Annotated in this window: 26 protein-coding genes and 1 pseudogene; 2 read left to right on the top strand and 25 right to left on the bottom strand. The window is 61.7% G+C overall.

Annotated features, from left to right (window positions below):
• Positions 1-24 precede the first annotated feature (24 nt).
• Entirely contained in the window at positions 25-1,254 is a 1,230-nt protein-coding gene (locus tag ACUDAL_RS18055) for a DUF4236 domain-containing protein (RefSeq protein WP_444679099.1), read from the bottom strand.
• Between the two features lie 410 nt (positions 1,255-1,664).
• Between ACUDAL_RS18055 and ACUDAL_RS18050 the strand changes: the two genes are divergently transcribed.
• On the top strand, positions 1,665-2,459 hold the full coding sequence (locus ACUDAL_RS18050; protein WP_444679098.1) for a GNAT family N-acetyltransferase: 795 nt from the start codon (positions 1,665-1,667) through the stop codon (positions 2,457-2,459).
• A 377-nt stretch (positions 2,460-2,836) separates the two neighbouring features.
• On the opposite strand, the gene ACUDAL_RS18045 is transcribed toward ACUDAL_RS18050, so the two are convergent.
• From ACUDAL_RS18045 to ACUDAL_RS18020, 6 genes are read right to left on the bottom strand one after another with little or no spacing between them, the layout of a single operon-like run.
• Positions 2,837-3,454 (bottom strand): conjugal transfer protein TraG N-terminal domain-containing protein, encoded by a 618-nt coding sequence (locus tag ACUDAL_RS18045; RefSeq protein WP_444679097.1) that lies wholly within the window; start codon positions 3,452-3,454, stop codon positions 2,837-2,839.
• Positions 3,403-4,431, bottom strand: a complete 1,029-nt coding sequence (locus ACUDAL_RS18040) for a conjugal transfer protein TraG N-terminal domain-containing protein (protein WP_444679096.1) — start codon at positions 4,429-4,431, stop codon at positions 3,403-3,405. Before ACUDAL_RS18040 ends, ACUDAL_RS18045 begins: the two co-directional genes overlap by 52 nt.
• On the bottom strand, positions 4,431-4,811 hold the full coding sequence (locus ACUDAL_RS18035) for a hypothetical protein (RefSeq protein WP_444679095.1): 381 nt from the start codon (positions 4,809-4,811) through the stop codon (positions 4,431-4,433). The genes ACUDAL_RS18040 and ACUDAL_RS18035 overlap by 1 nt, the downstream gene beginning before the upstream one ends.
• On the bottom strand, positions 4,811-6,295 hold the full coding sequence (locus ACUDAL_RS18030; protein ID WP_444679094.1) for an integrating conjugative element protein: 1,485 nt from the start codon (positions 6,293-6,295) through the stop codon (positions 4,811-4,813). The genes ACUDAL_RS18035 and ACUDAL_RS18030 overlap by 1 nt, the downstream gene beginning before the upstream one ends.
• Positions 6,296-6,308: 13 nt before the next feature.
• Positions 6,309-7,259, bottom strand: a complete 951-nt coding sequence (locus ACUDAL_RS18025; protein WP_444679093.1) for a TIGR03756 family integrating conjugative element protein — start codon at positions 7,257-7,259, stop codon at positions 6,309-6,311.
• Complete coding sequence (locus ACUDAL_RS18020; protein ID WP_444679092.1) at positions 7,256-7,690, bottom strand: TIGR03757 family integrating conjugative element protein; 435 nt, start codon at positions 7,688-7,690, stop codon at positions 7,256-7,258. Before ACUDAL_RS18020 ends, ACUDAL_RS18025 begins: the two co-directional genes overlap by 4 nt.
• Positions 7,691-7,928: 238 nt before the next feature.
• Between ACUDAL_RS18020 and ACUDAL_RS18015 the strand changes: the two genes are divergently transcribed.
• Entirely contained in the window at positions 7,929-8,300 is a 372-nt protein-coding gene (locus tag ACUDAL_RS18015) for a histone-like nucleoid-structuring protein, MvaT/MvaU family (RefSeq protein WP_444679091.1), read from the top strand.
• Between the two features lie 342 nt (positions 8,301-8,642).
• Here ACUDAL_RS18015 and ACUDAL_RS18010 read toward each other — a convergent pair whose 3' ends face one another.
• From ACUDAL_RS18010 to ACUDAL_RS17925, 18 genes and pseudogenes are all read right to left on the bottom strand, one after another.
• On the bottom strand, positions 8,643-9,365 hold the full coding sequence (locus tag ACUDAL_RS18010) for a hypothetical protein (protein ID WP_444679090.1): 723 nt from the start codon (positions 9,363-9,365) through the stop codon (positions 8,643-8,645).
• A 44-nt stretch (positions 9,366-9,409) separates the two neighbouring features.
• Positions 9,410-10,162 (bottom strand): RNA-directed DNA polymerase, encoded by a 753-nt coding sequence (locus ACUDAL_RS18005; RefSeq protein ID WP_444679089.1) that lies wholly within the window; start codon positions 10,160-10,162, stop codon positions 9,410-9,412.
• A gap of 453 nt (positions 10,163-10,615) precedes the next feature.
• Positions 10,616-12,598: an ATP-binding protein gene (locus ACUDAL_RS18000; RefSeq protein WP_444679088.1), complete on the bottom strand. Its 1,983-nt coding sequence runs from the start codon at positions 12,596-12,598 to the stop codon at positions 10,616-10,618.
• A gap of 228 nt (positions 12,599-12,826) precedes the next feature.
• On the bottom strand, positions 12,827-13,651 hold the full coding sequence (locus ACUDAL_RS17995) for a nucleotidyl transferase AbiEii/AbiGii toxin family protein (protein ID WP_444679087.1): 825 nt from the start codon (positions 13,649-13,651) through the stop codon (positions 12,827-12,829).
• A complete protein-coding gene (locus ACUDAL_RS17990; protein WP_444679086.1) occupies positions 13,641-14,426 on the bottom strand; it encodes a type IV toxin-antitoxin system AbiEi family antitoxin domain-containing protein in 786 nt (261 codons plus the stop codon). Before ACUDAL_RS17990 ends, ACUDAL_RS17995 begins: the two co-directional genes overlap by 11 nt.
• Before the next feature lie 302 nt (positions 14,427-14,728).
• On the bottom strand, positions 14,729-15,571 hold the full coding sequence (locus ACUDAL_RS17985) for a hypothetical protein (protein ID WP_444679085.1): 843 nt from the start codon (positions 15,569-15,571) through the stop codon (positions 14,729-14,731).
• Between the two features lie 485 nt (positions 15,572-16,056).
• A pseudogene (locus ACUDAL_RS17980) lies at positions 16,057-16,686 on the bottom strand (TraC family protein); the annotation flags it as partial.
• Positions 16,662-17,459 (bottom strand): TraC family protein, encoded by a 798-nt coding sequence (locus ACUDAL_RS17975; protein ID WP_444679084.1) that lies wholly within the window; start codon positions 17,457-17,459, stop codon positions 16,662-16,664. The gene ACUDAL_RS17975 and the pseudogene ACUDAL_RS17980, both read right to left, overlap by 25 nt.
• The gene (locus tag ACUDAL_RS17970) at positions 17,356-17,691 is read right to left on the bottom strand and encodes a TIGR03751 family conjugal transfer lipoprotein (protein WP_444679432.1); all 336 of its coding nucleotides are present in this window, start codon (positions 17,689-17,691) and stop codon (positions 17,356-17,358) included. Before ACUDAL_RS17970 ends, ACUDAL_RS17975 begins: the two co-directional genes overlap by 104 nt.
• Positions 17,619-17,873, bottom strand: coding sequence for a hypothetical protein (locus ACUDAL_RS17965; RefSeq protein ID WP_444679454.1), 255 nt, complete (start codon positions 17,871-17,873; stop codon positions 17,619-17,621). Before ACUDAL_RS17965 ends, ACUDAL_RS17970 begins: the two co-directional genes overlap by 73 nt.
• A gap of 61 nt (positions 17,874-17,934) precedes the next feature.
• The gene (locus tag ACUDAL_RS17960; RefSeq protein WP_444679083.1) at positions 17,935-19,383 is read right to left on the bottom strand and encodes a TIGR03752 family integrating conjugative element protein; all 1,449 of its coding nucleotides are present in this window, start codon (positions 19,381-19,383) and stop codon (positions 17,935-17,937) included.
• On the bottom strand, positions 19,380-20,123 hold the full coding sequence (locus tag ACUDAL_RS17955) for a TIGR03749 family integrating conjugative element protein (protein ID WP_444679082.1): 744 nt from the start codon (positions 20,121-20,123) through the stop codon (positions 19,380-19,382). The genes ACUDAL_RS17960 and ACUDAL_RS17955 overlap by 4 nt, the downstream gene beginning before the upstream one ends.
• Before the next feature lie 139 nt (positions 20,124-20,262).
• On the bottom strand, positions 20,263-20,910 hold the full coding sequence (locus ACUDAL_RS17950) for a PFL_4703 family integrating conjugative element protein (RefSeq protein WP_444679081.1): 648 nt from the start codon (positions 20,908-20,910) through the stop codon (positions 20,263-20,265).
• On the bottom strand, positions 20,907-21,290 hold the full coding sequence (locus tag ACUDAL_RS17945; RefSeq protein WP_444679080.1) for a TIGR03750 family conjugal transfer protein: 384 nt from the start codon (positions 21,288-21,290) through the stop codon (positions 20,907-20,909). Before ACUDAL_RS17945 ends, ACUDAL_RS17950 begins: the two co-directional genes overlap by 4 nt.
• Entirely contained in the window at positions 21,290-21,595 is a 306-nt protein-coding gene (locus ACUDAL_RS17940; RefSeq protein ID WP_444679079.1) for a TIGR03745 family integrating conjugative element membrane protein, read from the bottom strand. The genes ACUDAL_RS17945 and ACUDAL_RS17940 overlap by 1 nt, the downstream gene beginning before the upstream one ends.
• 140 nt (positions 21,596-21,735) lie before the next feature.
• Positions 21,736-21,951 carry a TIGR03758 family integrating conjugative element protein gene (locus ACUDAL_RS17935; protein ID WP_023005028.1) on the bottom strand — a complete coding sequence of 72 codons (216 nt, stop codon included), beginning with the start codon at positions 21,949-21,951 and terminating at the stop codon, positions 21,736-21,738.
• Positions 21,951-22,304: an integrative conjugative element protein, RAQPRD family gene (locus tag ACUDAL_RS17930; protein ID WP_444679078.1), complete on the bottom strand. Its 354-nt coding sequence runs from the start codon at positions 22,302-22,304 to the stop codon at positions 21,951-21,953. Before ACUDAL_RS17930 ends, ACUDAL_RS17935 begins: the two co-directional genes overlap by 1 nt.
• 194 nt (positions 22,305-22,498) lie before the next feature.
• Positions 22,499-23,191 carry a TIGR03747 family integrating conjugative element membrane protein gene (locus ACUDAL_RS17925; RefSeq protein ID WP_309636769.1) on the bottom strand — a complete coding sequence of 231 codons (693 nt, stop codon included), beginning with the start codon at positions 23,189-23,191 and terminating at the stop codon, positions 22,499-22,501.

The raw sequence follows: 23,191 nt of genomic DNA, 5'->3' as shown, positions 1-23,191 counted from the left end.
GATCAAGGCGCCTTTGGGCATGGCCTACACCAGCTTGAACGGCTCGATATCACGGAAGATGCCGGTCTTGGTCATGTCGCGGCGCAGGGTGAAGGCCTCCATGGCCGCTACCGGATCCACCTGGTCCAGCCTGTCGAAGTGGATCCTGCTCCACTGCTCGCGAGTGACCTTGACGCTGAACAAGTACTGGTCGCGCTCGCCGCCGGTGGCCGGGTCGGTGATCTGGCGATAGCCGGATATCTTCGCCTCCTGCACGGCGGGCAGGCGGGCGAACACCGCGCCCAGCACGCGAAAGGCGATGCCGTGGACGTGGTCCCGATAGAGCTCACGCTGCCGGGTGTCGCTGAGCCGGCGGGGCGTGAGCCTGATCTGCTTGGCGGGCATGGTCCAGTAGCGGTCGGGCATCTCCTCCTCACAGGGGAGGTCGATATCCACGGCAATGGTGCTGACGTCGCTGCCGAGGTCGAAGTCGATGGCGGTTTCACGGGGCCAGTCGATCTCCTCCAGGCGTTCACGCAGCGTCTGCTCCATGGCGTCCGGGTTATGCAGCACGCCTTCCCCTTCGCGAAGGTGGCGTGCGAACTCAGCCTCGTCGTGCGTCGCCTTGCGCCACTCCCAGTCGCGATAGGCCTGATCAAAGGCCGCTTGCCGGCGCCGGTTCTCCTCCTCGACGCGCCGCCTGGCGGGCGGCCATAGCCGGTGCCACCAGGCGGGCTGACGCAGCGCCGGTAGCGCCGGCGGCGCCTCGGTGAAGTCTCGGGTGACGTAGCCGGTGATATCCGGATGGGGCGTCTCCTCGTGGAGCCGCCCCAGGCGGTCCAGGTCGGCATTGAGACGCTCGCAGTGTTGTGCCAGCTGCTCGCGCAGAGAGTTTCCGGCATGCCGCCGCAGCACCCGCGCCTCGTCGTCGCTCATGGGGGTGCCGTCCCCGTGGGCGTAATGGATGCCGCCATCACCGTCGATATCGAGCCGGATGGGCAGCGACTCACCCTGAGCCAGCAGCGCCTCCAGGCTCGCTGCAGGGCTGAAGCGGCCGACGCCGCTGCTTCCGCGCCCGGCCGAACGGCCCCGGGCGTTGAGCTTCTGGCGATAGGCCAGCCCGGTGCCGGGAATTCCCGCGTGGCCGTAAACGCCCCTTGGCCCCACGCTGAGGCTCGCGCCCCGCGGGCCCACCGAAAGCCCAAGGCCCCGCTTGCTTAGATTAAGACGGATACCCGGCGCGAGGGTGATACGGCGCTGGAAGCGAAATCCCACGGCGACCTCCTTGTCGGTAGATGCAGACAGCGCTTCATTCTGCACAGGTGCGCCGACGCGTGGGAAGCGCATACTGAAAAAACAGCAGAATCAGTGATTTAGGTAGGAGGCTTTCTGCAAAAGCTGCGGTTTCTTTCTGCAGCGCCGCTTCAAGCAGGCGGCGCTGCGACCGGTTGAGAAACGACCAGCACCGGCAGCAACCCTTTGCCCTTTCCCTTTGCTGTGCTCACTCTGCTCAGCCTTTCAGGGCAAGCCCCTTCCCCTTGAGCCCCTTCCCTTGCGACTTTTTAGCCTTTGTCTTTGACACCTTTTCCATTTGCCTCTGGCTACTTCGGAAAAGGACTGCATGGACATCCACACCTTGTGAGGTACGATCAGGGCGGTTAGACCACATGACAGCGGAGGTCGTAATGAACAAGCTTCCAAGCCTGCAGTTAGACTGGGTAGGCAAAGGAGAAGAGCGCAGGAAGATCAAGCCGCGCATCCAGGTGCTGGAGGTAGGCAGGAAAAGTGGGGATCCGATCCACCTGTTGGTAGAGCGCACCGAAAACTACGAGCAGGTCGATGATCAGGTAGTGGAAGCCAGCATAGAGCTGAAATATCAAATTATTGAGAATACCCTCGATATTCACCACGTTGAGGGCGGAGAATTTTCGGGCAGCTATCGCCGCTACCTTGGCACTGCTAGTGAAAGCGTCAGGCTGACAAGTAGTTCTGCAGGCTCGAGCGGCTTCGTTGTTGTAGATCCAAGCTGGCTTGAAGGGCATCGCGTTGGCACCTATTTGATGAACGAAGTCGTCAACTGGGCTAAGCAATGGCCAGTAGCTAATGTTCGGAAGATCGAGCTGCTGGAGGGCCAGGCCTCACAGGACAATCTCACACGCCGCAACAGGTTCTACGAGCAGTTCGGCATCGAGTTCGACTACGAGGACAGCAAGCACCGCGCTGGTGTTTCCAAGCCAGTGAAGGTTGCCGGTCTGAACACTATCAACGGCTGGCAGAAAAATGTGAAGGAGATTCCCTTAGAGAAGTTCTTGGCACAGCTCAAGCACCAGAATCAGATGTTGGGATTCGAGCTTCGAGCCAGGGCGCGCGACAATGCACAGATGCAGAAGGAGTGGGAGTTCGCCGTCACCAAGCCGCTGCGCTGGGCTTGGGTTCGGCTCTGGTCTCGGCTTTTCTACCTGCTGCGCTATGGCGCTTGAAGCTCGGCACGGCTAAGCTGAACGGTCAAAGGAGAAATTTCTCATGGAGCTAAAGCAGATATTAGCCCGTGCGCGTAAGGCATCGGGTATCACCGAACGGCGCCAATATGCCGATGGCTGGTCTGACGGCTGGCACACCCAGGCGAGCACGACAGAGTCGCTGCGCGTGCTCCGCGACTCCGCCGCTGGCATGGCCAAGTCCACCGCCCAAACGGCCACCACCCAGGAGGGGTGGCGGCGCATCGCCCGAGGAGCCGGCAAGGTAGCCGGAGGAGCGGCCGTAGTGGCTGGGGGTGTGGCTCAGGGGATGCTACACAGCACCTCGGCAAGCGAAGACCATGAGGATGTGCCAGATCATCTCCGCTACGGGCCTAGCTCTAGCGATCCAGGCGGATCTCCATACTCTTCTGATCCAGAGCACTGAGGGAGAAGGATCCATACTGGTCAGGACCTCGACTGAACCTTGTCCCCTCCCTGCTTCCCTGCTCCTGGGCAGTCTTCCCACCACCGTCGCCGATGCCTCTTGCGAGCTCGCTGCCGACCTTCATGCCAGCCCATCCCAGCACCGCCACCCAGATCGTCGGCAGCACCAGAAACATCATCCCCTCCACGAACTGCAGCACCATGCGGTCGTAGAGGTTGTTGGCGGCGGAGAGCCAGCTCAGCTTGGCGGCGTCGCTGCGGTAGAGCAGATCCACCAGGTTGGCGTTGATCCAGCGGGCGAGCTCCCACCAGAAGGTCAGGAACCACATGGCGAATAGCCCGAAGGTGGCCATGCCGGCGACCTTGAAGCTGTAGCTGGAGATGACCATCACGAAGGGCAGGCAGATGATGATGGCCATCACCAAGATGCCCTGCACCATGGGCAGCGCCTGCTTGAGCATGTCCATGCCGGCCTGGAAGGGCAGGATCGACAGGGTACCGCCCACCATGGCGCCGGCGGTCACGGTGGCATCCCAGAAGCCGCCGCCGTCCAGGCCACGAAAGCCCACCACCGCCTGATCCAGGTTGCCGCTGGCCGCACCCGAGCGGGGCTGACCAGGCGCCGGATCACGTAGTCCTCGGCGTCGCTGCTGGTGAAGACGCTGCGAAAGTCGTCCCAGAACCCGGGGCTGACCTCCTCATGCAGCCGGGCCCGCAGGCCAACGCTCTCGGCGGACCACCACTCCCGACAGGAGGGGTAGCCCGGCATCCCCGGGCCGGTGTTGGGCCGGGAGACATCCCGGTCGGCATCATAGGGGAATCCGGCGATGGGCCGCCCGGCGTAGAAGCTGTCGTAGTAGCCGGGTGTGGTCTGGAAGTAGTTCGAGCCGATCCAGTCCACGTCCATGGCGCGGGTCGCCTCGATGGTCCCGCCCTCCTGCAGCAGCCGGTTGCGCGCCGGCCCGAAGCACTGGCGCTGAAACTCGCCGACCTCCTGTTGCAGCCCCGGATCTTCGACGCTGTGCAGGTCCAGCTCCATGCGGATGGATTCAAAGTCCGTCGAGCAGGGAATGGCGTGGATCGCCGCGGCGGTGAGCCCGTGGGACACCGCATGCACGCCCGCCCACCACAGCGGAATCCTCGCCTGCTGGCCACCGATCGAACTCTCGGTCGCACCGAACGCCCCCTCGGACCAGCCGCCAGCGGCGAACTGGCGGGTCCCGCACTCCAGCGAGCGGCTCTCATCGATATCGGCGGTGGCAAGCTGGACCTGCAGCAGCGGCAGGCAGGTGAAGGCATAGGCCAGGATCATGGCGTAGAGCCGGGTCTCGATGCGGTTGACCGTGAGGATGCCCTTGGTCCCCGCCTCGTCGCCCTCCTGCCGGGCCTTGAACCACTCGGAGAGCACCAGGGTGATGAACGGCACCGCGGCGATACCGGTGCCGACCATGACGTTCCAGATGGCGTTGTTGATGATCCAGCCCAGCAGCGTCATGGCGTTGGCGAAGTAGTCGAATACCACCAGCGGCGCGGTCAGCAGGCTCCCCATCAGGCACCTCCCAACTGGTTGATCAGGTTGGTGACCTCCAGCAGGACGAGGATGCCCAGAGCCATCAGCTCGAGCCGGCGGAGCTTGCCGAGCGCCTGCTGCCCATCGTCGCGGTCTCGCCGCAGTCGCGCCACCACCCGGGGGCGCACCTTGCGCCACCAGACCAGGTCCAGCGCGGCGTAGAGGCTCAGCCGCCAGGCCAGCAGCCACGGCCAGGCGGCCTGCCAGGCGCTATGGTGGGCCTCGAGCCCACCCAGCAGCCGCACGCTGATGGCGAGAATGGCGCCGCTCAGCAGGAACATGACGACCAGCACCGCCATGGCGACCAGCAGCGACGGCCAGCGGGCCGGGTTCATCCAGGAGAAAACACGTGGGGCCATCAGTCACCGCCCTCCTCGCCGGCTGGGCGGCCGCGGCCGTCCAGGGCCGCATCCGGGCGGAAGGTCTCGCCCTGAGAGGCGCCCTGGCTGCGCCGGGCGGCCCGCTCCAGGGCGATGCCGGCAGCGCTGTTGCCCAGCGCCTGGCGAATCTCCATCTCGGAACGCAGCGACTCAATATCCCGATCCAGGGCTACCAGCTTGCGATCCAGTGCCGACATGCCCTGCTCGTTGTCGGCGATGCCCGGGTCACTGCTGCCAGCCAGCAGCAGCCGGCGCGCCCACAGCGCCTTGGTCAGGGTTCTGGCCAGAGCCATCTCACCGCTCAGACGATGGATCAGCAGCGAGGCCTCGGGGTCGCTGCGCAGCGACTCGATCACTCCGCGGGAGACAGTCAGGCCGTCGCCGGCGGAGACCTGCCGCAGGTTCTCCGGCGTCAGCGGCTCGCTGCCGTCGACCAGACTCAGGAGCTTGACGTAGACCTCCTGCTGCTCACGCTCCAGCTCGCGAACCAGGCCACTACCGGCCTGGGTCTCGCTGCGCTCACAGCCGTCGCAGGTACGAATCGACTGTTCACCGATCACCGCCTGGGTCCACTCGGCGGCCTCCTCAGGGCTCTGCCAGACCGTGCACATGCCGCCCAGGCAGCTCCCTGCCCCGCTGCCTGACCCCGAGCCGCCACCGCTCCCACCAGAAGCACCGGCCAGCCCGCCGCCACCGATCCAGGAGCCCTCGTTGGTGGCCACCGATCCCCAGCCGCCACCGCCACCGGCAATGGGGGCGGTGCTGGTGGTGTCATCACGGCCGTGCAGCAGGTTGTAACCGGCGCGAGCGGTGTCCTGCACCACGCGAATCGGCGCCTGATCCTGGCCGCCGCGGCGCTGGCCTCCTACCCAGGTCACGCCTTGATTGCCGCCCGACTGGTCGACCTGCTCCTGCGCCGCGACGACGTCGGCGTTGGACTGGGCCGCGTTCTGCCAACTCTCGGCCGCGGCCATCTGCTGCCACCCCTGCCCGGTGACCATGTCGGCCATGCGCTCGGACATCTGGCGGCAAGACATGGAGGCGCGGTCGAAGTCGACCCGCCCCTGCAGCACGCCGTTGCTTAGCAGGTCATAGAGCCCCGGGTTGGCCCGCTGGATGACCATGGCGGGCAACGAGGCCACGGCGCCCTGAGCGTTCTGGACGACCTGCCCCATCAGGTTCTGGAAGCCGTCGGTGACGCCGTTGAGCTGGTTGGAGACCGTGGCGCCGATATCGAAGTTGCCGCAGGTGGCATTCATGTTCCAGCTGACGCCGATACCGCGGCTGTTGGGGTTGTAACCCCGGCCGGCGGAGACGCTGAAGGGCGAGGCGCCGCCGATCTGGTAGTAGAGGGCATCGGCGGATTGCGCCTGAGCCTGGGCAGCATGGGTAGACAGCAGCCCCACCATCAGAGCGCCGGCCAGCGGCGTGAGGGCGAAGCGTCGCGTGCGAGATCCTTTCATCGACTTCTCTCCTTCAGGGGACGGCGTAGAGCAGGGTCTGGCCGCGGCGCTGGCAGCAGCGATAGGGGCGCCACAGCGACCAGGCGTAGTCACCGCCCGCGTCCAGGCGGTCGGCGTAGGTGTCGGTGACACCGCGGTCCGGCCACACCCGGCAGGCGTTGCTCATGTTGGGCGTGAGGCGCTGCCAGCGGTGGGTTGAGGCATCGCCCTCCTTGACCGGCCCGGGCGGCCAGTAGCCGTCGCGGCGGGCGGCCACCAGCGGCGTGTAGACGTGAGGCTGCCCCGTGCGGGTGACGATATCGGCAGAGCGCTGGGCAGTGGTCGCCGCGGTCTTGTAGTCGTGCACCTGGGTCAGGAAGCCGCTGCGCGGATAGATATTGCCCCACAGGTCGCCGGGCTGGCCCAGTTCACGCATGCCGGGCGTCAGCGCCTCGGGGTAAAGCGACTCGGGAATGCCGCTACGCCAAGCCAAGGCGTCCAGGGTCGAGAGGTGGTAGGGCTGGAAGGGCGTCGTTGCCCCAGAGCAGGTCATGCCGAAGGCGCTGGCGAAGCTGCTGAAGGCCTCGCCGGCGGGATGGCCGATGGCGTCCACGTTCTTGAAGCGCAGGTGCTCATGCTGAGCCCGGCTGACATCGGAGGTGCTCTGCCCTCCGGCCAGCGCCTCGCCCAGCGGCGGCGACAGCGCCGCCACCTCCCACCAGGGGTTGTCGCCGGTGTTCTCGTAGCTGGAGACCACCAGCTCGGGAATATAGTGGCGCACCTGCACCGAGGTGCGGATCGAGCAGCCCGACCAGGAGCAGTTGAGCCAGACGCAAATACCGATTACCTGGCAATCCAGACACTGGGTGGAGAGCGACGAGGCGACGATCTGCGGCGTGGTCAGCGCATGAGCAGGCCGCTCCACCACCCCCAGGCTCAACAGCGCACCGCCCAGCACGGCCCCCACGGTCTTGAAGGGCCTCATCGGCGGCCCTCCTGTCCCACTATCCGCTCGGCTTCTCTCAGCGCCTCGGCCACGTCCGGCTGGCCGTAAATCACATGGCGGCCATCGATCACCACGGCGGGGACTTTCTCCACACCCAGCTGCCAAGCCCTGGCCAGCCCGAGATAGCTATCGGCATAGCGGTCGGCCATCTCCTGCCACTCAGGCGTCGCCATCCGCTCACGCATCAAGGCCGCCGCAATGTCGGGGTCAGCAGGAAGGTCTTGCGACAGCTCGGCATCCAATCGGCCGGGCGCATCGAGTTCGATCACCGCCACGCCCGAGGGCACATTGACGGCCGGCTCCCCGGCAGTGGTAAAGACCTCGATGGCTGGCTCAGCAAGTGCAGTGCCTGCGAGGCAAGGGAATAGCACGAAAGCGGCCAGCCAACGGCGCGGGTGGTGTCTCTCCATGCTTGCCACTCCAGTAGAACAAGGAACTGGCACAGCATTACGGAGTCAACTTTGAGCTGCATCAGGAAATGTTAACTCGGCCGCAGGGTGTTTTCTTAAGCATCACCCATCAATAGCTCAGCGCACCCATCATCATGCTGGCAACTGCCACAGCCCCGGCTAATTGAAGAGAGGCATTGATTCAAATAACAGCAGCCACCATACTTGTCTCCAACACTCACCCAACGCAAGGAAACGCATGTCCATTCTCAACACCTACATGCAGAAAGAACAGCAGCTCAAGCAGCTCCAGGAAGAGCTCGACAAGCTGAAGAACGACGACCGCCTCAAGGCCGAGCTGGAGTTCAAGGACAAGCTAGAGGCGCTGATGCGCGAGTTCGACAAATCAGCCGCTGACGTCATCAAGCTGCTGGACCCGAAGCCGGCCACCGCCAAGGCCGCTAGCACCACAAGTACCGGCCGCGCCAAGCGCAAGCTGAAGATCTACAAGAACCCGAACACCGGCGAAGTCGTCGAAACCCGTGGCGGCAACCAGAAGACGCTGAATGCGTGGAAAGAGGAGCATGGTGCCGAGACGGTTGAGAGTTGGCTGGTGAGGACTGAGGACTAATATCCTTCATAGCCTGCTATAGATATGGCAGGTAGGACCACTTTCGGCCGAGGCTGTGTGAAAATGCTTGGAGCGTCTCGGTCCGGTCAAAAATTGATCAAAAATGGTGCTCTCTCGCTCATTCTGAGGCAGTTGCAAGGCAAATTCTCTCCAGATTTCGTGTACAAGCTCCATCTTCAGGAAAGCCGAGGAGTTTTCACACAGCCTTGGCCAGGAGTGGGCGGTCAAAAAACCATTATATAACGCCTGAGCTCAGGCTCTTTTGAGTGGACGCCCTCTTTCGCGGTAGCAACAAGTGGGTGGTGGAAAAACGTCACCTTCAGCGATTTGTTAGACGACCACTCACCTGATGTTGTATTGATGATCAAGCCACTTACGATAGTAAGGATCTTGAATGTGTGAAAGCACTGCCTCTCTCACTGAATCAGTATTTCTAATATTTTCTGAGTTGAGAACAGAACACAGTACCAAGAATTTTTGCAGTGGATATGGCCTCTGTGGGTTTTTGGGGAACAGATAAAAGCTCAACTTTCCATCCAACTTTTCTACACCAGCAAAAAATTGAATTTGATTTGCCAGCGAAACCGTACTCACAACACCACTAGAAATTTGTTGGCGCAACAACTCTTCAATTTGATCATTGTTAGTGATTAGTAGCCGCGACATTACCGCGGTAACTTGCCGCCGAAGAAACGAATCACTTTGCCATAGGTTTTGATACTTCTTAATAAACTTAGTCAGATCTTCTGGATGAGAGTACTTCGCCTTGAGCCACAATGCCGAAAAGAAATCGGCAGGGTTCTTGCTCTTGAAAGAAGCCGTGACCAAGATTTCGTCGACTGATTTCAAAAACTGAACTCCATCATCGCTAAGTGGCACCTCCCATAGCGTGATCAAGCTAGCAAGCTGAAACAGAGAAATGTCATCAAAAACATCAATCTCCTTAAGTATCTCCTTTACTTTCTCGGCAGATCGTTTCGTGTACCCGATCTTGGAAAGATAAATAAGAAGGTTGGGCCGAAGAGAAGGGTAATTGACATAGATCTCAGTAACTTCACTGAGCAACTTTGTGGACTCAGCCTTCCCAAACGCCGTAATATAGCGCTTTGCTATTTTGTCCCAATACTTCGGAGATTGGTCCTTAAAGTGCTGCTTGAGGCGTCTGCGTAGCTCTGTTGTTGTTTTTCCGTAGTCCTTGCCCCCTTCTTAAGCCCCTCAACAGAGTCGAGATACTTGTTTTCCTCAATTTGAAAGTGGAAACGAGCATCTTTGCTGTCGTAGATAGCCGTCTTCGACAAGTTAAGCGCCAACCCCCGACTTTTCAGCATATCTGAAACCGAGCTAATCAATTCAATTGCCTCACGACGGCTATCTACACCGATAACGATATCGTCCATCCAGCGAGTAAAATTATTGTTGGTTTTCTTCTCGAGAACCTCATCAACTTCAAACAAAAATGAATGTGCCAGCAAACGGATCGCTTCAAGGTTGGAAGTAGGAAGCCCTCTGGCGCTATATGGCAAATAATCTGGCTTCCACGAAATCTCCTCAATGACGCGAAACAGGACATCTACCAAAACCTCATTGGCTTCGATATAGCCCAAAAACACCTTCTTTAGCTCATTTATACCAATACTGTCATAATAATTCGACAAATCAGTAACAATTATGAGCTTCTTATCTTCATTGAAGCGATAGATTTCTTTTTGGAGCTTCTTCCATTGTTGCCGAAAATTGAGACCGTACTCAGCTACTTCGTGGGGCTTCCCCACATTGTGTTTGTCGCGTGAGTAGAATGCGTTCCCTGAAGGTTGATGTTTTACGATTTGTTCCGCCACATGCTCCACCAGGACTTGAAGCACAAGCGCATCTGCCGGCTGCGGGATTACTATGTGCCTACAAACACCAAATTTTTTCTCTAATCGATAGATCAGGGGAGCGAAACTCTGTAGGTTCCGTTCAAAAGCTCATTACGTATGGCGGCTGCTCGTTCTTCGATATTGTAATTGAAATCGTAATGGTCGTAGAGGTCTTTAAAATCCAGCGATCGGAGTTGCCCACGAACCACCTTCCGCCAGATGGCGCTCACTTCTCTCTTTCCAAATAGATTGGAAAGTGCTTCCTTTCGTAGTTGTCTGAAGCGCTCTGTATGCATCTGCCCTTAAGTTCCTGTGCTAAAATATTTACGCATTAAATCCACTGAAAACCAGACTGTTATGGCAACCTCGTGTTTGACTATTCTTAGCGAGCAGTTACTGGTCGTCTAACGCATATCACACCTACGGCGCTTAGCGCCGTCGGAGTACTGCCGTTGATCATGTCATTTCTGGCGTTCTTACCTGTAGATTTTCAACAATGTCCTCTGTTTTTCGGTCTGACAGATTATCCAACTTCGAGTTAAGCGTACGCAGAAGATAACTGTTAGAAAGGTCAAATTCGTCAAATATTGTGTACCAATCTTTTACATAGCACTTAATTTTTTCATCATAAGTGACCAGCCCGAATTCTGCTTTATCTTTAAGATTATTCATTCTTTGCCTAATTTGATAATCATCCTTAGAAATCTTCCTACCAATTAACAATACTTCAAACTTCATTTTCGCACTGCCAAATGCGGGATGCTTGGATACTATTTCACAGTAATCATCAACCTGCTGAAGGTGTTTCTTACTCAGAGAGATACTAGGTCTTTTTATTTCTATAATCACGCACTTAAATATCTGGTTTCCGCCGGAGTCAAAAGCAGGGATTTTTCTTGCCAAAAAAAGATCTACTTGCCGGTTAGCACCATCTAAGCCGACCCCGTTTTCTATATCTTCATCAGTTACTAAATCTACATCTTTAATTTTACTTCTGAGGTTTTTTGCTATAGACGTGAATGTATCCTCCTCAGCACCAAGAGTCGTGTATTGCGGCCCGAAAAGCCAAGTATTGCTTTCAATTATTTTTTGCAAATCAGGTGTTTCTAATATTTCTGAGAAGCGGTAATCCATTACTTCTTTAAGCATATGAACGGATTGCTGCCTTCTCTGCAATGTTTCAATCGTGCTAATTATATTCTCTAGAGTTGTCACTTTAAGTTGCTCTGCTAACCTTTCTAAATTTTCAGAGCTTAAATCTATAACCCCCTCTAGCACATCGAAAACCGTATCGTTTTCATTAGACACAAGAATCTTGTCCAATAACCTAATGAGTATCTTAGCAGGTTTTGCATTAAGCCTGCTAAAAACCTGTGGGTCGGCAAGATATATTTCTCTCACTGTTTTTTTAGTATTCTCTTTCCGCCACTCGGCGTATTCACGATCCAGCCCACTGTATGATGGAAAGTATCCTCGTTCGTCAAACCTATTTATCTCATTATCCACATATCTTCGAAGATAATCCTTATATATTTCTCGCTGAAACTCAGTCATGCGGCGATATATTTCTCGAACAACCTTCTTAGATCCGGCGCATTCTGGATCTAATTCAAGCCCATCCGGATCATATCCATCCAGCCATTCAGAGAATGCATACGCACTAGTATGGAAGGAAACTTTGTTATTTGCCTTGCTTAACCCCTTCGTCACGACTTTGTTTTTATTTGCAATGAGGTAGTTGTATGATTTTTCTGAGCTTGGCTTATCATCCCATCTTATCACCTTAACTGTGAAATCATAGTCAAAGATTTTCACAGCTCTCTCGTGAAGCTCATGCGAAGGTATACTTATAGTTTTTCCGTTTAGCTTTATACATTGATCAGTATTTAGAGCAAGATACCACCCAAACTCTTTGCTGAGCTTTTTAATTAGCTCATCTTCACTTGGAAAATTGTTAGATTGGAAGTTTTTCAGAACAACACATGTGCCCGACTTTAGACCTGACAGCAAGGCATGCTGCTGACTTTTATCTAAATACCTACCCTGATAATCTCTTATTGCACTGGCCTCTATATCAATCTTTACATCATAATCATTTCTTTTTGTGTACCAACTAGCTGATGCACATAAGCGATGGAATGCCAACCGGCCTTTACCATGAGAACCATGCTTGTTATCGTCATCTTTTTTTGTAGATTCATTGAATTTTTCAAAGCTATTACTTAGGCTCTCTATATCGATTCCTTCGCCATCATCTACGATCTCAACTGATTCGAGGCCATCCAAATCATTAAAGTTTGTGCTAACATTTACACAAGACGCATTGGCATCAAAACCATTCCAAACTAACTCAAAAATTGTATTTGGAGGCTCGTAATTTTTGAAGTGCTTCTTTACCCCTTCGTCTGTAATTTCTGCTGTTCCTTGAAATGTTTTCACACTAATCTCCTTGCAATCGGCCCGCATGCTGCATTTATCGCAATGACCGCCTAGGATCGTTTGCAGATATTAAAACATCATCTAATGAAATTTAGTCCATTAGCTGGAACAGTGTCCAGTGGACATCAGCCATTTATTACCGATGCTTGATCAAAGCCTCATCAAGCGCTTTCAGTGCTTGACCATGTTTCTCAGGTCCCATTTCCTTGATGTTGGCAAGCTTCCACATCACTGCAGGTAGCTGTTCAACGCCTGCGGTGGGGAAAAGCGACCAGTCGGGCTCCCCTGTTTGAACGAAAGTAGAAAGCGAGCATCGTCATCGGTGAACAGCTGGGCCAGCCGTTCCAGTAGCCTATGGCGCACTTCTTCCAGCTGCGGCAGGGGGATGTCGGTTATGGCCATACCGACAAACTCCTTGCGGTAGATGGCCTCCAGCGGCTTCATCCTCGGGTTGATGACTTCGTTCATCGGCCTGGGGTGCCCAAGCAGGTAGACCAGAAAGCCCTCGAAGACACTGCGATCCAGGCCGCCTTGATCCAGCAACAGCTTCACATCGAAGAGATCCCGGGGATGCTGACGATCCAGCGCGGCGCAGAGCTTGCCACCGTACAGGTCGGGCAGCGACACAACCTGCACCGAGGCAAAACCGTACTCGTCTTCCACGGCCTCGACCACGTCCAGCTGTTGAGGCGGATGCACGGTGCCGCGCAGCACCGGCGAGACTTCGACCTTCACCTGGCTGCGGCCGCGGCGCACCAGGATCCTCAGCTCATCGCGGCGGTTATCCTGGAGCTCGGCCTTTAACCCAGGCAGTTGGGTGCCGATGGCCTGTGCCATCCGCTGCAGCGCCTGGCGGCAGCGTTGCAGGGCTTCGTCACGCGGCTCCAGCGGCAGGTAGGCGAGGTCGATATCGACGGACAGCCGCGGGAAAGGCTGGACAAAGAGGTTGATGGCCGTGCCGCCCTTGAGGGCAAAGCAGGGCTCGTCATTCAGAAAGGGCAACAGCGCGACCAGCAGGCGCACCTGTTCGTGATAGCGGGCCTCAATGCTCATCCGTGAACGCCTCCGGGACCGTGACCTGATATTCCTTGTCCAGCCGCCCTCCCCTGCAGAGCTGTCGCTTGCCCTTCCCAAGGTCGAGGCTGTGGGTTTCCAGTCGATGGTACCAGGCGTGGCCGGCATGGCGAGCCAGCACCAGGAAAGCACGCTTGGTCTTCACAGACCGGCACCCTGCCAACAGCGCCTGTAGCCGGCGCGGGCGCAGCGTATTGAGCCCGGTGAAGGTATCCACCAGCTCGCTGCTGAACAGCAGGTCGTTGGGCGTGATGGCGATCCACTCGAGGATAGCGCGCTCCGGCGTCGATATCCGTAGGGCAAACCCCGCCCCGGGCGGGCTGTAGTCCGTGAGGCTGCCGGGAAGATCCACCGGCAGCCCCTTGTCCTGATGCAGGTCGATCGCCCCGGCCCAGTCGGCTGAGCTCAGCCACAGTGGCAGCTGCGAGCGGCGTTCCGCCCCATACAGGCGAGTGGTGTCGTGCCCCATGGGCAGATAGTGGGCAAAGCCCTGCAGGGCCAGAGCGGTCTGGCCGCCCGGCCAGAACGGCGGTGCTGCGGGGTCGCTCAGCGCCTGTAGCGCAAAGACCCCGCTCTCCCAGGTCAGCGGGTCGCCTGCCCGGCAGTAGGCGCCTCGCCCGAGGCGCTTCAGCCAGCCGGCCTCCGTGAGCTTGGCGGCATGGTTGGCGCTGATCCCGTGGGTCTCCAGCCACGCTGTGGTGACCACGGCGCCATGGGGGATCTGCTGCCACAGCCGGTTTACTTTCGTCGCCATAGATTGCCCAATCAGCCAACTATGACGCTCATCATAAACCAAAGCGGTTTAATTTGAGCATCAGAATTGGAAGATTAGGCCAATTTTATTGTCATTTCTAAACTAATGCCTACGTCGCGGACCCGATACCCCGGGCCTCGTCCAGCCGCTGGGTGATATGCAGCACCGCCTCGAGCTCCGAGCAGCCCTGCTCGCGCATCACCCGCATGCGCTCGGCCTTCTCCTCGCCCTCGGTGCCGGCGAGGGCCAGGTAGAGACTGGGGGCACCACCCGGAACAGCGCTTCCAGGCGCCCTGACAGCACTACCCCTCCGTGTACTTCTTCGAGACCTTGGTGGCGGAGGCCATCAGCTTGCGCTGGGTGGCGGTGAGCTCCTTGAAGCGGCTGACCTGCTCGATCTCGTCCGGCGGCATGTAGAGGCACAGCCAGAACTCGATCATGTTGAGCAGCTTGCGGGCCGCGTCCGGGAAGTCTTCGAGGTTCTGGGTGGCCATCCAGATCCAGTGGGAGAGCTTTCGGCCCATCTTGCCCACCTTGACCAGGTAGGGGCTGAGCAGCGGGTTGACGGTGAGCAGGTGGCACTCGTCGATGACCTGGACGATGGGCCGCCCACTGTACTGGTCACGCTCGGCCAGGTTGGTGATCATGTTGGTGACGCTGATCACCGCCAGGGCGAGCTGGGCCTCGTAGCCCTCTCGGGCGAAGTGGGCCAGGTCGATGATGGTCACGTCGCACTCGGGCCAGGCGGTGCCGGGGCGGTTGAACACCTCGCCGTCGAAGCCGTCGCAGAACAGCCCCATGGCCTCGCCCATGTCATAGGCGCGGCGCTGACGCTCCTCGGGGATCTCCGTGTCGCGTGAGATCGCATAGAGCGCCTCGCGCACGTCCTGGGTCATGCAGTCGCGCCCCTCTTCTCGGCAGCGCTCCGCCGCCCGGTAGATGGCGTCGCGCACCATGCGCCGGTCGGCGCGGCGAAACTCCCGCTCCTCCTTGGGATCCCCGCCGGTGATCATCAGCCGGGCGGTGATCTCCATCTCGCCCAGCAGATCGCGCTCCTCGTCGGGCTGCTCCTCGTCCTCCTCCAGGGGCGCCTCCTCGAAGGGGTTGGCGTCCGCGGCGTCCCGGGCCAGGCGCCGCTCCTCCACCTCGTTTTCCAGCAGCCGCGTGGCCGCCGCGAACGGCGGCAGCCGGCCCCGCAGCCCGGGGACAGCTTGACCTGGTTGACGCTCATCCCCTTGCGCTCGAAATACTGGCCCAGCAGCCCGAAGCTGTTGCCCACCTCGATGATGAAGAGCCGCGGGCGGTGCATGGCCATGACCTGGCTCAGCACGCCGTTCAGGGTGGCCGACTTGCCGGCGCCGGTGGGGCCGAACACCAGCATGTGGGCGTTAGCCGAGCGATCCTCGAGGCTCAGCGGGTCGAAGCTGAAGGTCTCGCCACCGCGGTTGAAGAAGGTCATGCCGGGGTGGCCGGTCCCGCGGCCGCGCCCGAACACCGGCGCCAGGTTGGCCAGGTGGTGGACGTAATTGAACTGGGTGTACCAGCGATTCTTGCGATCCTGCTCCGGGTCGAAGTTCATCGGCAGCCAGCGTAGGTAGGTGTTCAGGCCGGCGACCTCGTCTTCCGGATCCACCGGTGAGAGGTTGACCTGCAGCAGCTGAGTGGCCAGCTCCATGCTGCGCTGCTGAAGATCCTTCTCGTCGTCGCCCATCAGATAAAACGCCAGGGTGCTCTGGTAGAGCTTGTGGTTCTGGCCCAGGTAGCGGCGGGCGGTCTCGCAGTCTTCGCGGACCTGGCGGGCCAGCACGCTGTCGCCCACCGCCTTGCTGTGCAGGCGGTTGATATGGTCCTCCAGGGGTTCCTGAGGCGTCGCCACGATGGTCAGCACCGCCTCGGTGCCCTCGGGCAGCTTGTCCATCAGGGCGTTGCTGGCCTGGCCATCGGAGCGGCGCACCTCGCCGGTGAGATGACCCACCACCGGCGCCCGGCGCATCTCCTCTACCACCACGCAGCACTGGGGCAGCCCATCGAACCACCAGAGCCCCGTTTCCACATCGCCGCGGGGCGAGTTGAAGAGCATTCCCTCGGCCAGATCGTAGTTCCAGGCCACGTCACCGGCGTCCTCGGGGTAGTCGCACAGGGCGTAGAAACGCGCCGGATCATCGGGAGCCAGCCGCGGTCGCGGGTTGAAGCGCGGCAGCAGCCAGCGGTGAAAGGCGCGCCCGTCATAGCGCTTCAGGCGCAGGCCCGCGCCGTGCAGCGCGGCGGCCAGCCGGTCGTAGACCTGATTGGCGGCCTGCTCGGGGAGAGCCCCCGCTGACGCTCTCCTGCCTGGCGCTTCTTGCCGAGCCAGCGGTAGAGCACCAGGCGCGTGCGGCGGGTCTGGCCACGCCAGCGGGTCTGGGTCACCCCGTCATCCTGGAACAGCCCGCCCGGCTTGGAGATCGCCTTGAGGTGGGCGCCCATGCTAGCCAGCCAGTCCTGGGTGAACTCGGTCTCCCGGGCCCGGGGTCGCACATAGTCGCGCATGCGCTCCAGGTCGGGGCGGGCGTCGACCTCGTCCTTGACGAAGAGCTGCACCACCCAAGGGTGCTGCTCATACTCCGGCAGGCTGTCCTGAAAGGCAGCCTCTATCTGGTCGCGAATCGCCTCCAGAGACTCCGGGGCGTGGCCCTCGGTGGCGATGGGGAAGACCTCGGCCACCACCCCCACCGAGACGCCATCCTCCAGCAGAAAGCAGCCCGACTCGGGCAGGTACTCCACCCAGGGCAGGTAGTTGCTGAACGAGGGCGCTCGGCGGAAGTGCGCGCGCAGCTCGGCCACCGAGGGCGCCTTACCGCGGGGCAGAGCCAGCGGCCGGCCGTGAACGTCGCTGCTGAGCGCGGCCAGCGCCTCAGGCTCGACCGTCTGAGTCTCGCCCTGTTCGGCCTCATCCCGATCTGAGAGCATGGCCTCCTGCGCCTGGCCCGGCTCGCTGTCGCCGGCCGGGGCGCTGCCAAACAGACGGTTCATCAGGTCGTCGAACTTGGACATCAGCGCGCCCTCCCTCATCCATCCGGTCCTCCAGCAGCGCATTCGGGCGGGCGCTCTCGCCGGGCATGGCGTACTGGGTGCGCTGGTAGAGGGGAAACACCGTCGAGTAGCCAGGTACCGGCACCTGCTCGGATCCGGCCAGATGAGGGAAGACGTACATCACCAGATCCGGGTTGGGCAGGCGACGAAACTGGCTGTAGATCTCATTGCTGGCGTCACGGCTGTAGCGCAGCTGCTCGCTGACCAGCTCCGGGCTTTCCAGGGGCGGCGCAGCTCGCTGCGCACGTCCAGCAGGCGACGTTCGCCGGTGCTGTGGCCGGCCTGGTTCTGCCAGATCTCCATCATGGTGGTATCGCCCACCGGCATCAGCTCCTCCTGGGAGGTGGCGCAGCCCGCCACCAGCAGGGTGGCCATCAGGGCCGCCAGCGACCTGGCGGCGCATTTTGCAGCACTTCCCGCAGCACGATTTACGCCACTACGGCAGGTCGAGGACATCCGCGCCCGTGCGGTCATATCGCACCCTCCTTCCTTGTGTCTCGTAGTCGATGGGCAGCTCACGCTCGATATGGATGGCCACCGGCTGGCCGGGCGGCACGTACACGGCATCGAAGGTCTGGCCGAAGCGCTCCTGCACCCACTGGCGCACGTCGGAGACGCCGCCGGCCAGGGCCTGGCTGGCCGCATAGCGGCCGGAGCTGCCGGTGAGGCCGCTGACCACGCCGCCGCTGTCCACGCTGGTGGTGACCTCGCCCATGGCGACGGCATTGGCGCTCTGCTCGGCGGCACCGAGGATGAAGCTGGTCAGCAGGAACTGCTGGGCATTGGTCTTGCGATCCCCGGGGATGCAGGGCAGGCCCCGGGGGTCGGAGAGCCAGCCGATGGTGGTGCGGCCCGAGCCGTCGCCGGCATTGACGTCCTCAGGGGCCGGCAGGGTGCGCACGGTGCCGTCCTCGAAGACGAAGGTCATCGAGTTGACCTGGCCGCGCACGCAGGAGAGGGTCCAGTCGCCGGTGGCCGTGCCGCTGACGATGGCGCTCTCCACCTCGGGCAGGGTGACGCCGTTGGCGGTGAGGTTCTCGCGGCCGATCACCACCTTGAACGGATAGGGGTCGTTGACGGTGCCATCGATGGGCACCCGGCCCAGCAGCGCCGTCATGGCCACCGAGCCCATCAAGGTGGAGTTCTCAGGCAGGGTGTAGACGGGTTCTACGGTGGCTTCATCGGGGCGCCTGGTCACCCGGCTTTCTAACGCACTGGAGCCGCGTCGGGCCGCCTCGCCCAACTCACCGGCGGCCTCTCCGAAGCGGGTCGGGAAGGTGGTCTCGCCGCGCCCGCGCTCATCCTCATGGGCGTCCAGGGGCTCGATCCAGGTCAGCGCCTGCGCCGAGCCGGGGCCCGAATAGGCCGTTCCACTGGGACCACCGCCACCCTCCAGCCCGAGGCCAATGGGCAGGTCATCGTCGCGCTGCCCGTCCACCTGGCGGCGCAGCTGGTCCAGCTGACGCTGCAGGGTGCCCAGCATGGAGCTGTCCGGCTGGGCCTGGTCGATCTCCTGACGCAGCCGTTCGCGCTCCCGGCGCAGCGCCTCGTCGATGGCGCCGTCCACGTCCTGGTTGCGGGTCATCAGCCGCTCGTTCTGGTCGCGCAGCGCCTGGGTTTCCGCCTGGGCCTGCTCCAGGTCGCGACGCATGGCCTGCACGTGGCCCACCAGGGTGGCCACGGTATCCCGCGGAGTATCCCCCTCGATGCCGAGCGCCTGCAGCTCATCGTCGCTCAGGGTCAGCGTCGGGTCTGTCTCCGCGGTCTCGGCGTCTGTGCCGGCATCGCCGCCGCCGCCGCTCAGGCCGCGCACCACGATCAGCAGCACGATCACCAGCAGCGTCGGGACCAGCACCTTTAGCAGGGTATTGCTGCGCAGGGTCATGAGGCACCCTCCTCGGCCTTATCCGTCTCCTCGAGCGGTATCAGCGCCCTGTCCAGGCCGTCCCGGGTGACTAGGAAGACCGTGGTGGTGTCCTCCACGGAGCCCCGCGGAGCCAGGTAGGGGTGCATGAAGGTTGCGGAATAGAACTCTCCCTGCAGCCAGCGCGGATCGAGCTCGAAGGCACGCTGCCGGTCGTTGTTCTCGAGCTTCACCGCGGTGACCGTCCAGCCATCGAGCCGCCAGGCACCCAGGGGCGTGGCGGTCACCGGCAGCGACGGCAACAGGGTATTAAGCGACTTGGGAAGCCGCATGGGCACGCGAGAGACCCCGCGCAAGGGCTCGATGGTCCGCTGTGGCGCATAGAGGGACTGGGCGGCATGCCGGGTCAGCAGCACGGGCACCGGCGTGGCGGTGGCCCGCTGAGCGTCACCGCTTGATGCCTGGGCCGACGGCCGGGACGCCTCTGACGCCTGCGCCCCGCTGCTGCCTGCGGACGAACCCGGCGAAGCACTTGCCCTCGCCGGCGATGCCTCGCGGCTGTCCACCACCAGGATCTCCTCGCTGCTGGCCCCTTCGCGGCCCGAGAGGTCCAGCAGCAGCACATCTCCGCTCTCCACGTCCTGCACCCGCACGCGCTGGGTCTCGAAGGGCTCAAAAGCCTTCAGGTAGAGCACGCCCCCGGCGCTCTGGACGCGCAGCACCTCGGGGTTGGCCAGGGCCGGCGGCAGCCCCACCCGCACGTTGCGGTCCAGGGTGACGATGCGCTCCTCATCTACCGGCAGCGGTATCGCCAGGGGCGGCGCTCCCAGTGCATGATCTCCACCGCCAGGGCGTTGCCGGCCAGCACCGCGCTCGCCAGGCAGGCCAGGATCAGGCGCTTCATAGCAGGTCTCCTTCATCCTCACGGCCGGGCACCGCCAGGCGCTGCGGGGTGCCTTCGAAGCAGTCCACCTGCAGGCCCCAGGGGTTGCGCTGGGGGTCCACGTCGGCGCGCACGACGCGCAGCGGATAGCGAATGAACAGGTCGCGCACCGGCGTGCCGGCGTACTGCTCGTCGATGGCCATATCCAGGGTCACGATCCAGGCATCGCGGCTCAGCACCTCGACGGCACTTGCTCGATAGCCGCGCCCGGGGATCTCGTAGATGCCGCGTACCCGCCCGGAGAGCTCCTGACGGCGGTTGCGGGTCTCGTAGTCGTTGTCCAGGTAGCGCTGACAGGAGGGGGTGAGAAAGGGCGAGTAGGCCTGCAGGTTGCGCCGATAGTCGCTCTGGCCATCCACGGGCCAGCGGTTGATCTGCTGCCAGACGTAGAACCCGAAGGCATAGACGCTCGACGGGTCGACCTCCCACCAGGCGCGGGTGCTGCCGGAGCGCAGGTCGGGCGGGTTGTGGATAGTCAGGTTCTCCGGGGCCGACTTCCAGCCCCACCACAGGCCGGCGCTCAGCAGAGCCAGCACCGCGATGACCAGGCGCAGGGTGGTGATATGGGCATCCCGGGCGCTCAGGGCGTGACGAAAGCGACTCATGGCCGTCCTCCTGGCTGGTAGCGCATCCGCCGACGCGAGTAGGGGCCGGAGCGGGTGATCAGGGTCTCGCCGCCCCACAGCCGTATGCCCTGTCGGGCCAAGCGGAACTGCAGGCTGCGATAGAGCCAGGAGGCGGGACGGCCGCGACGCAGCCGCCGCATGACGGCCCCACCGAAGTAGAGCGCCATGCCGGCACAGGCGAAGGCCACGGTGGGCACCATGGCGATGGCCCCCAGCAGCCAGGCGCCGATCGCGCCCGGCAGCAGGCCCGCGGCCAGGCCGCCCAGGGCCATCATCCCAACCTCATGCCCGGTCATGCCCCGGAACACCACCGGCGCGGCGTTGAGGCGGGTCGGCAGAAAGTCGAGACGGTGGGCCATCAGAGGATCTCCGACGCCTTGGTGGCCAGCCAGATGATGGCGATGATCAGCACCACCCCGACCACGACCACCACGCCGAACTTCGACCACTCACCGCGTACCCGGGCCTCGTTGAAGGTGGCGATGGCAGCGATGGCGACGATCAGGAAGGCCACCGTGGCCAGGATCAGGCCGCCCAGGGCGCCGAAGTCGAACAGGTAGTTCTGCAGGGTAGTGAGCAGGCCCTCCCCCTCCTCGCGACGGCGCCTCCATGGTGGGCAGCCCCTGCGCCATGGCCTGGGCCGGCACGAGCCCCGCCGCGGCAAGCGCGGCAAAGCCTCGGGTACAGGCACGAGCACGGGCACGAGAGAAGAGTGAACGCACGGCAGTCATAACGAGCTCCTTGTTGAATGACGAATTACTGAACGTCGAATTGCTGAATGGCGAAGGTGCGAGGCCTGCGGCCTCAGAGGAAAATCCAGAACATCACCACGACCAGGAAGACGGCGCGCAGGGCGGCGAAGCCGAAGTCGTCGCCGCTGACGCGCCCCTTGGCGTAGCCTCGGTAGGAGGAGATGGCGCTCCAGCACGCCCAGAGCAGCACCACGGTGCAGCCCACCCCGGCAATCAGGACGCCCAGGGGTGGTGCCTCGAAGCCGGCACCGGCGGCGAAGGCCTCCATCAGTGCCGCTCCCGCAGGTAGTCGCCGGCGAGCGGCGCCGGCTGGCGGGGCGGCAAGCGAGGAGGTTCGAGCACGTCATCGATGCCCTCGGCCACCGCCTCGAGGTCACGGCGCAGGCGCGGCACGTCCAGAAAGACGCGGGTGGTGTGAGGGTCGAACTCCCCGACGCGGCCCTCGAGCCGGTCCACAATGCGCTGGATCTGGGCCAACTGGTCCTGGATCAGGGCCAGATCCTGGCGGGCGATCTCATCGCGCACGCCGTCGCGCTCGGCGGCATGTGCGGTACCGAGCTGGGCGGTCAGCAGCGTCAGGAGCAGGGGCGTCAGGGCCCGTGGCAAGCGGCGAAGCGTCATGGCAAGACAGTCCATCCGTTGGCTGGCATTGCCGTCATCCTGTCGCCCGCCGGGGTGCAGCGCAGCAGGAAACCATAAGCGCCGCACACGGCGTTTATCTGTGCGCGCTCAATACCCTGGACACGCAAGCACCGGAGCCCGTACAGGCTCCGGACGATAGCGGCGAGGCCGCGGAGGGCACGCGACGTGAGGCCTCAGAGGTACTTCTTGAAGCTCCCCGTGGCGATGCTGACCAGCAGGCCAAAGAGCGCCGCGCAGGGCAGCAGGAAGGCGTTGGGGTGAATGGCGAAGGGTACGCTCAGGTAGAGCAGCCAGCCCACCACGAAGACCGGCGTGATCGCACGCTTGGCATGGTGGTAGATGAAGGCGGACTCGCGCCCCGCGCCGAAGCGGCGCAGGTCACGACGCACCAGGCCGTCGACGAAGCCGACCAGGGCCGCCAGGGCGAAGAGTGGCGAGGTCAGCAGCAGGATAACCACCCGGGTCAGGGTCATCAGCGTGACGTAGAGCGCCGCCTGCACGTAGACGTGCAGGGTACCGAGCCAGCCGCCGTGATGGGCGCTGGTCTCGAGCCAGGCTGCTATCCCGCTTTTCACGAACAGCCAGTCGTAGGCGCGGCTGACCGCCCCCGTTGCCAGGGCGACCGGGTCCGAGACCAGCAGCGAGCGGGTGAAGGTGGTATCCAGCCGGGCCACCTCCGCTTCCAGGGTCTCCAGGGCGTGCTGGGCCCCGGGCTGGCTCCACCACTGCCAGTAGATCCCCGCCCACTCGATCAGCACCGACATCAGCAGCGAGACCACCAGCACCGCCATGATCTGAAACGGCAGGCCGAACAGCGTGGAGAGCCAGCCGCGTCGGGTTTCCTGGGCGCGCTCTGCCGTGGCCAT

The sequence above is a fragment of the Halomonas sp. E19 genome (assembly GCF_052439355.1).
Lineage (GTDB): Bacteria > Pseudomonadota > Gammaproteobacteria > Pseudomonadales > Halomonadaceae > Halomonas.
The sequence above is the reverse complement of the archived record's forward strand: the minus strand, read 5'-3'. Positions and strand labels throughout refer to the sequence as shown.

Excerpts from the sequence above, each read along its gene's own strand:
- ACUDAL_RS18015 (WP_444679091.1), top strand. The coding sequence starts at position 7,929 with ATGTCCATTCTCAACACCTACATGCAGAAAGAACAGCAGCTCAAGCAG.
- ACUDAL_RS17960 (WP_444679083.1), bottom strand. The coding sequence starts at position 19,383 with ATGACCCTGCGCAGCAATACCCTGCTAAAGGTGCTGGTCCCGACGCTG.
- ACUDAL_RS18025 (WP_444679093.1), bottom strand. The coding sequence starts at position 7,259 with ATGAGGCCCTTCAAGACCGTGGGGGCCGTGCTGGGCGGTGCGCTGTTG.
- ACUDAL_RS18035 (WP_444679095.1), bottom strand. The coding sequence starts at position 4,811 with ATGGCCCCACGTGTTTTCTCCTGGATGAACCCGGCCCGCTGGCCGTCG.
- ACUDAL_RS17945 (WP_444679080.1), bottom strand. The coding sequence starts at position 21,290 with ATGGCCCACCGTCTCGACTTTCTGCCGACCCGCCTCAACGCCGCGCCG.
- ACUDAL_RS17925 (WP_309636769.1), bottom strand. The coding sequence starts at position 23,191 with ATGGCCACGGCAGAGCGCGCCCAGGAAACCCGACGCGGCTGGCTCTCC.
- ACUDAL_RS17965 (WP_444679454.1), bottom strand. The coding sequence starts at position 17,873 with ATGGCCACCCTGCTGGTGGCGGGCTGCGCCACCTCCCAGGAGGAGCTG.
- ACUDAL_RS17975 (WP_444679084.1), bottom strand. The coding sequence starts at position 17,459 with ATGTCCAAGTTCGACGACCTGATGAACCGTCTGTTTGGCAGCGCCCCG.
- ACUDAL_RS18020 (WP_444679092.1), bottom strand. The coding sequence starts at position 7,690 with ATGGAGAGACACCACCCGCGCCGTTGGCTGGCCGCTTTCGTGCTATTC.
- ACUDAL_RS18040 (WP_444679096.1), bottom strand. The coding sequence starts at position 4,431 with ATGGGGAGCCTGCTGACCGCGCCGCTGGTGGTATTCGACTACTTCGCC.
- ACUDAL_RS18050 (WP_444679098.1), top strand. The coding sequence starts at position 1,665 with ATGAACAAGCTTCCAAGCCTGCAGTTAGACTGGGTAGGCAAAGGAGAA.
- ACUDAL_RS17950 (WP_444679081.1), bottom strand. The coding sequence starts at position 20,910 with ATGAGTCGCTTTCGTCACGCCCTGAGCGCCCGGGATGCCCATATCACC.
- ACUDAL_RS17935 (WP_023005028.1), bottom strand. The coding sequence starts at position 21,951 with ATGGAGGCCTTCGCCGCCGGTGCCGGCTTCGAGGCACCACCCCTGGGC.
- ACUDAL_RS17995 (WP_444679087.1), bottom strand. The coding sequence starts at position 13,651 with ATGAGCATTGAGGCCCGCTATCACGAACAGGTGCGCCTGCTGGTCGCG.
- ACUDAL_RS17930 (WP_444679078.1), bottom strand. The coding sequence starts at position 22,304 with ATGACGCTTCGCCGCTTGCCACGGGCCCTGACGCCCCTGCTCCTGACG.
- ACUDAL_RS18030 (WP_444679094.1), bottom strand. The coding sequence starts at position 6,295 with ATGAAAGGATCTCGCACGCGACGCTTCGCCCTCACGCCGCTGGCCGGC.
- ACUDAL_RS17990 (WP_444679086.1), bottom strand. The coding sequence starts at position 14,426 with ATGGCGACGAAAGTAAACCGGCTGTGGCAGCAGATCCCCCATGGCGCC.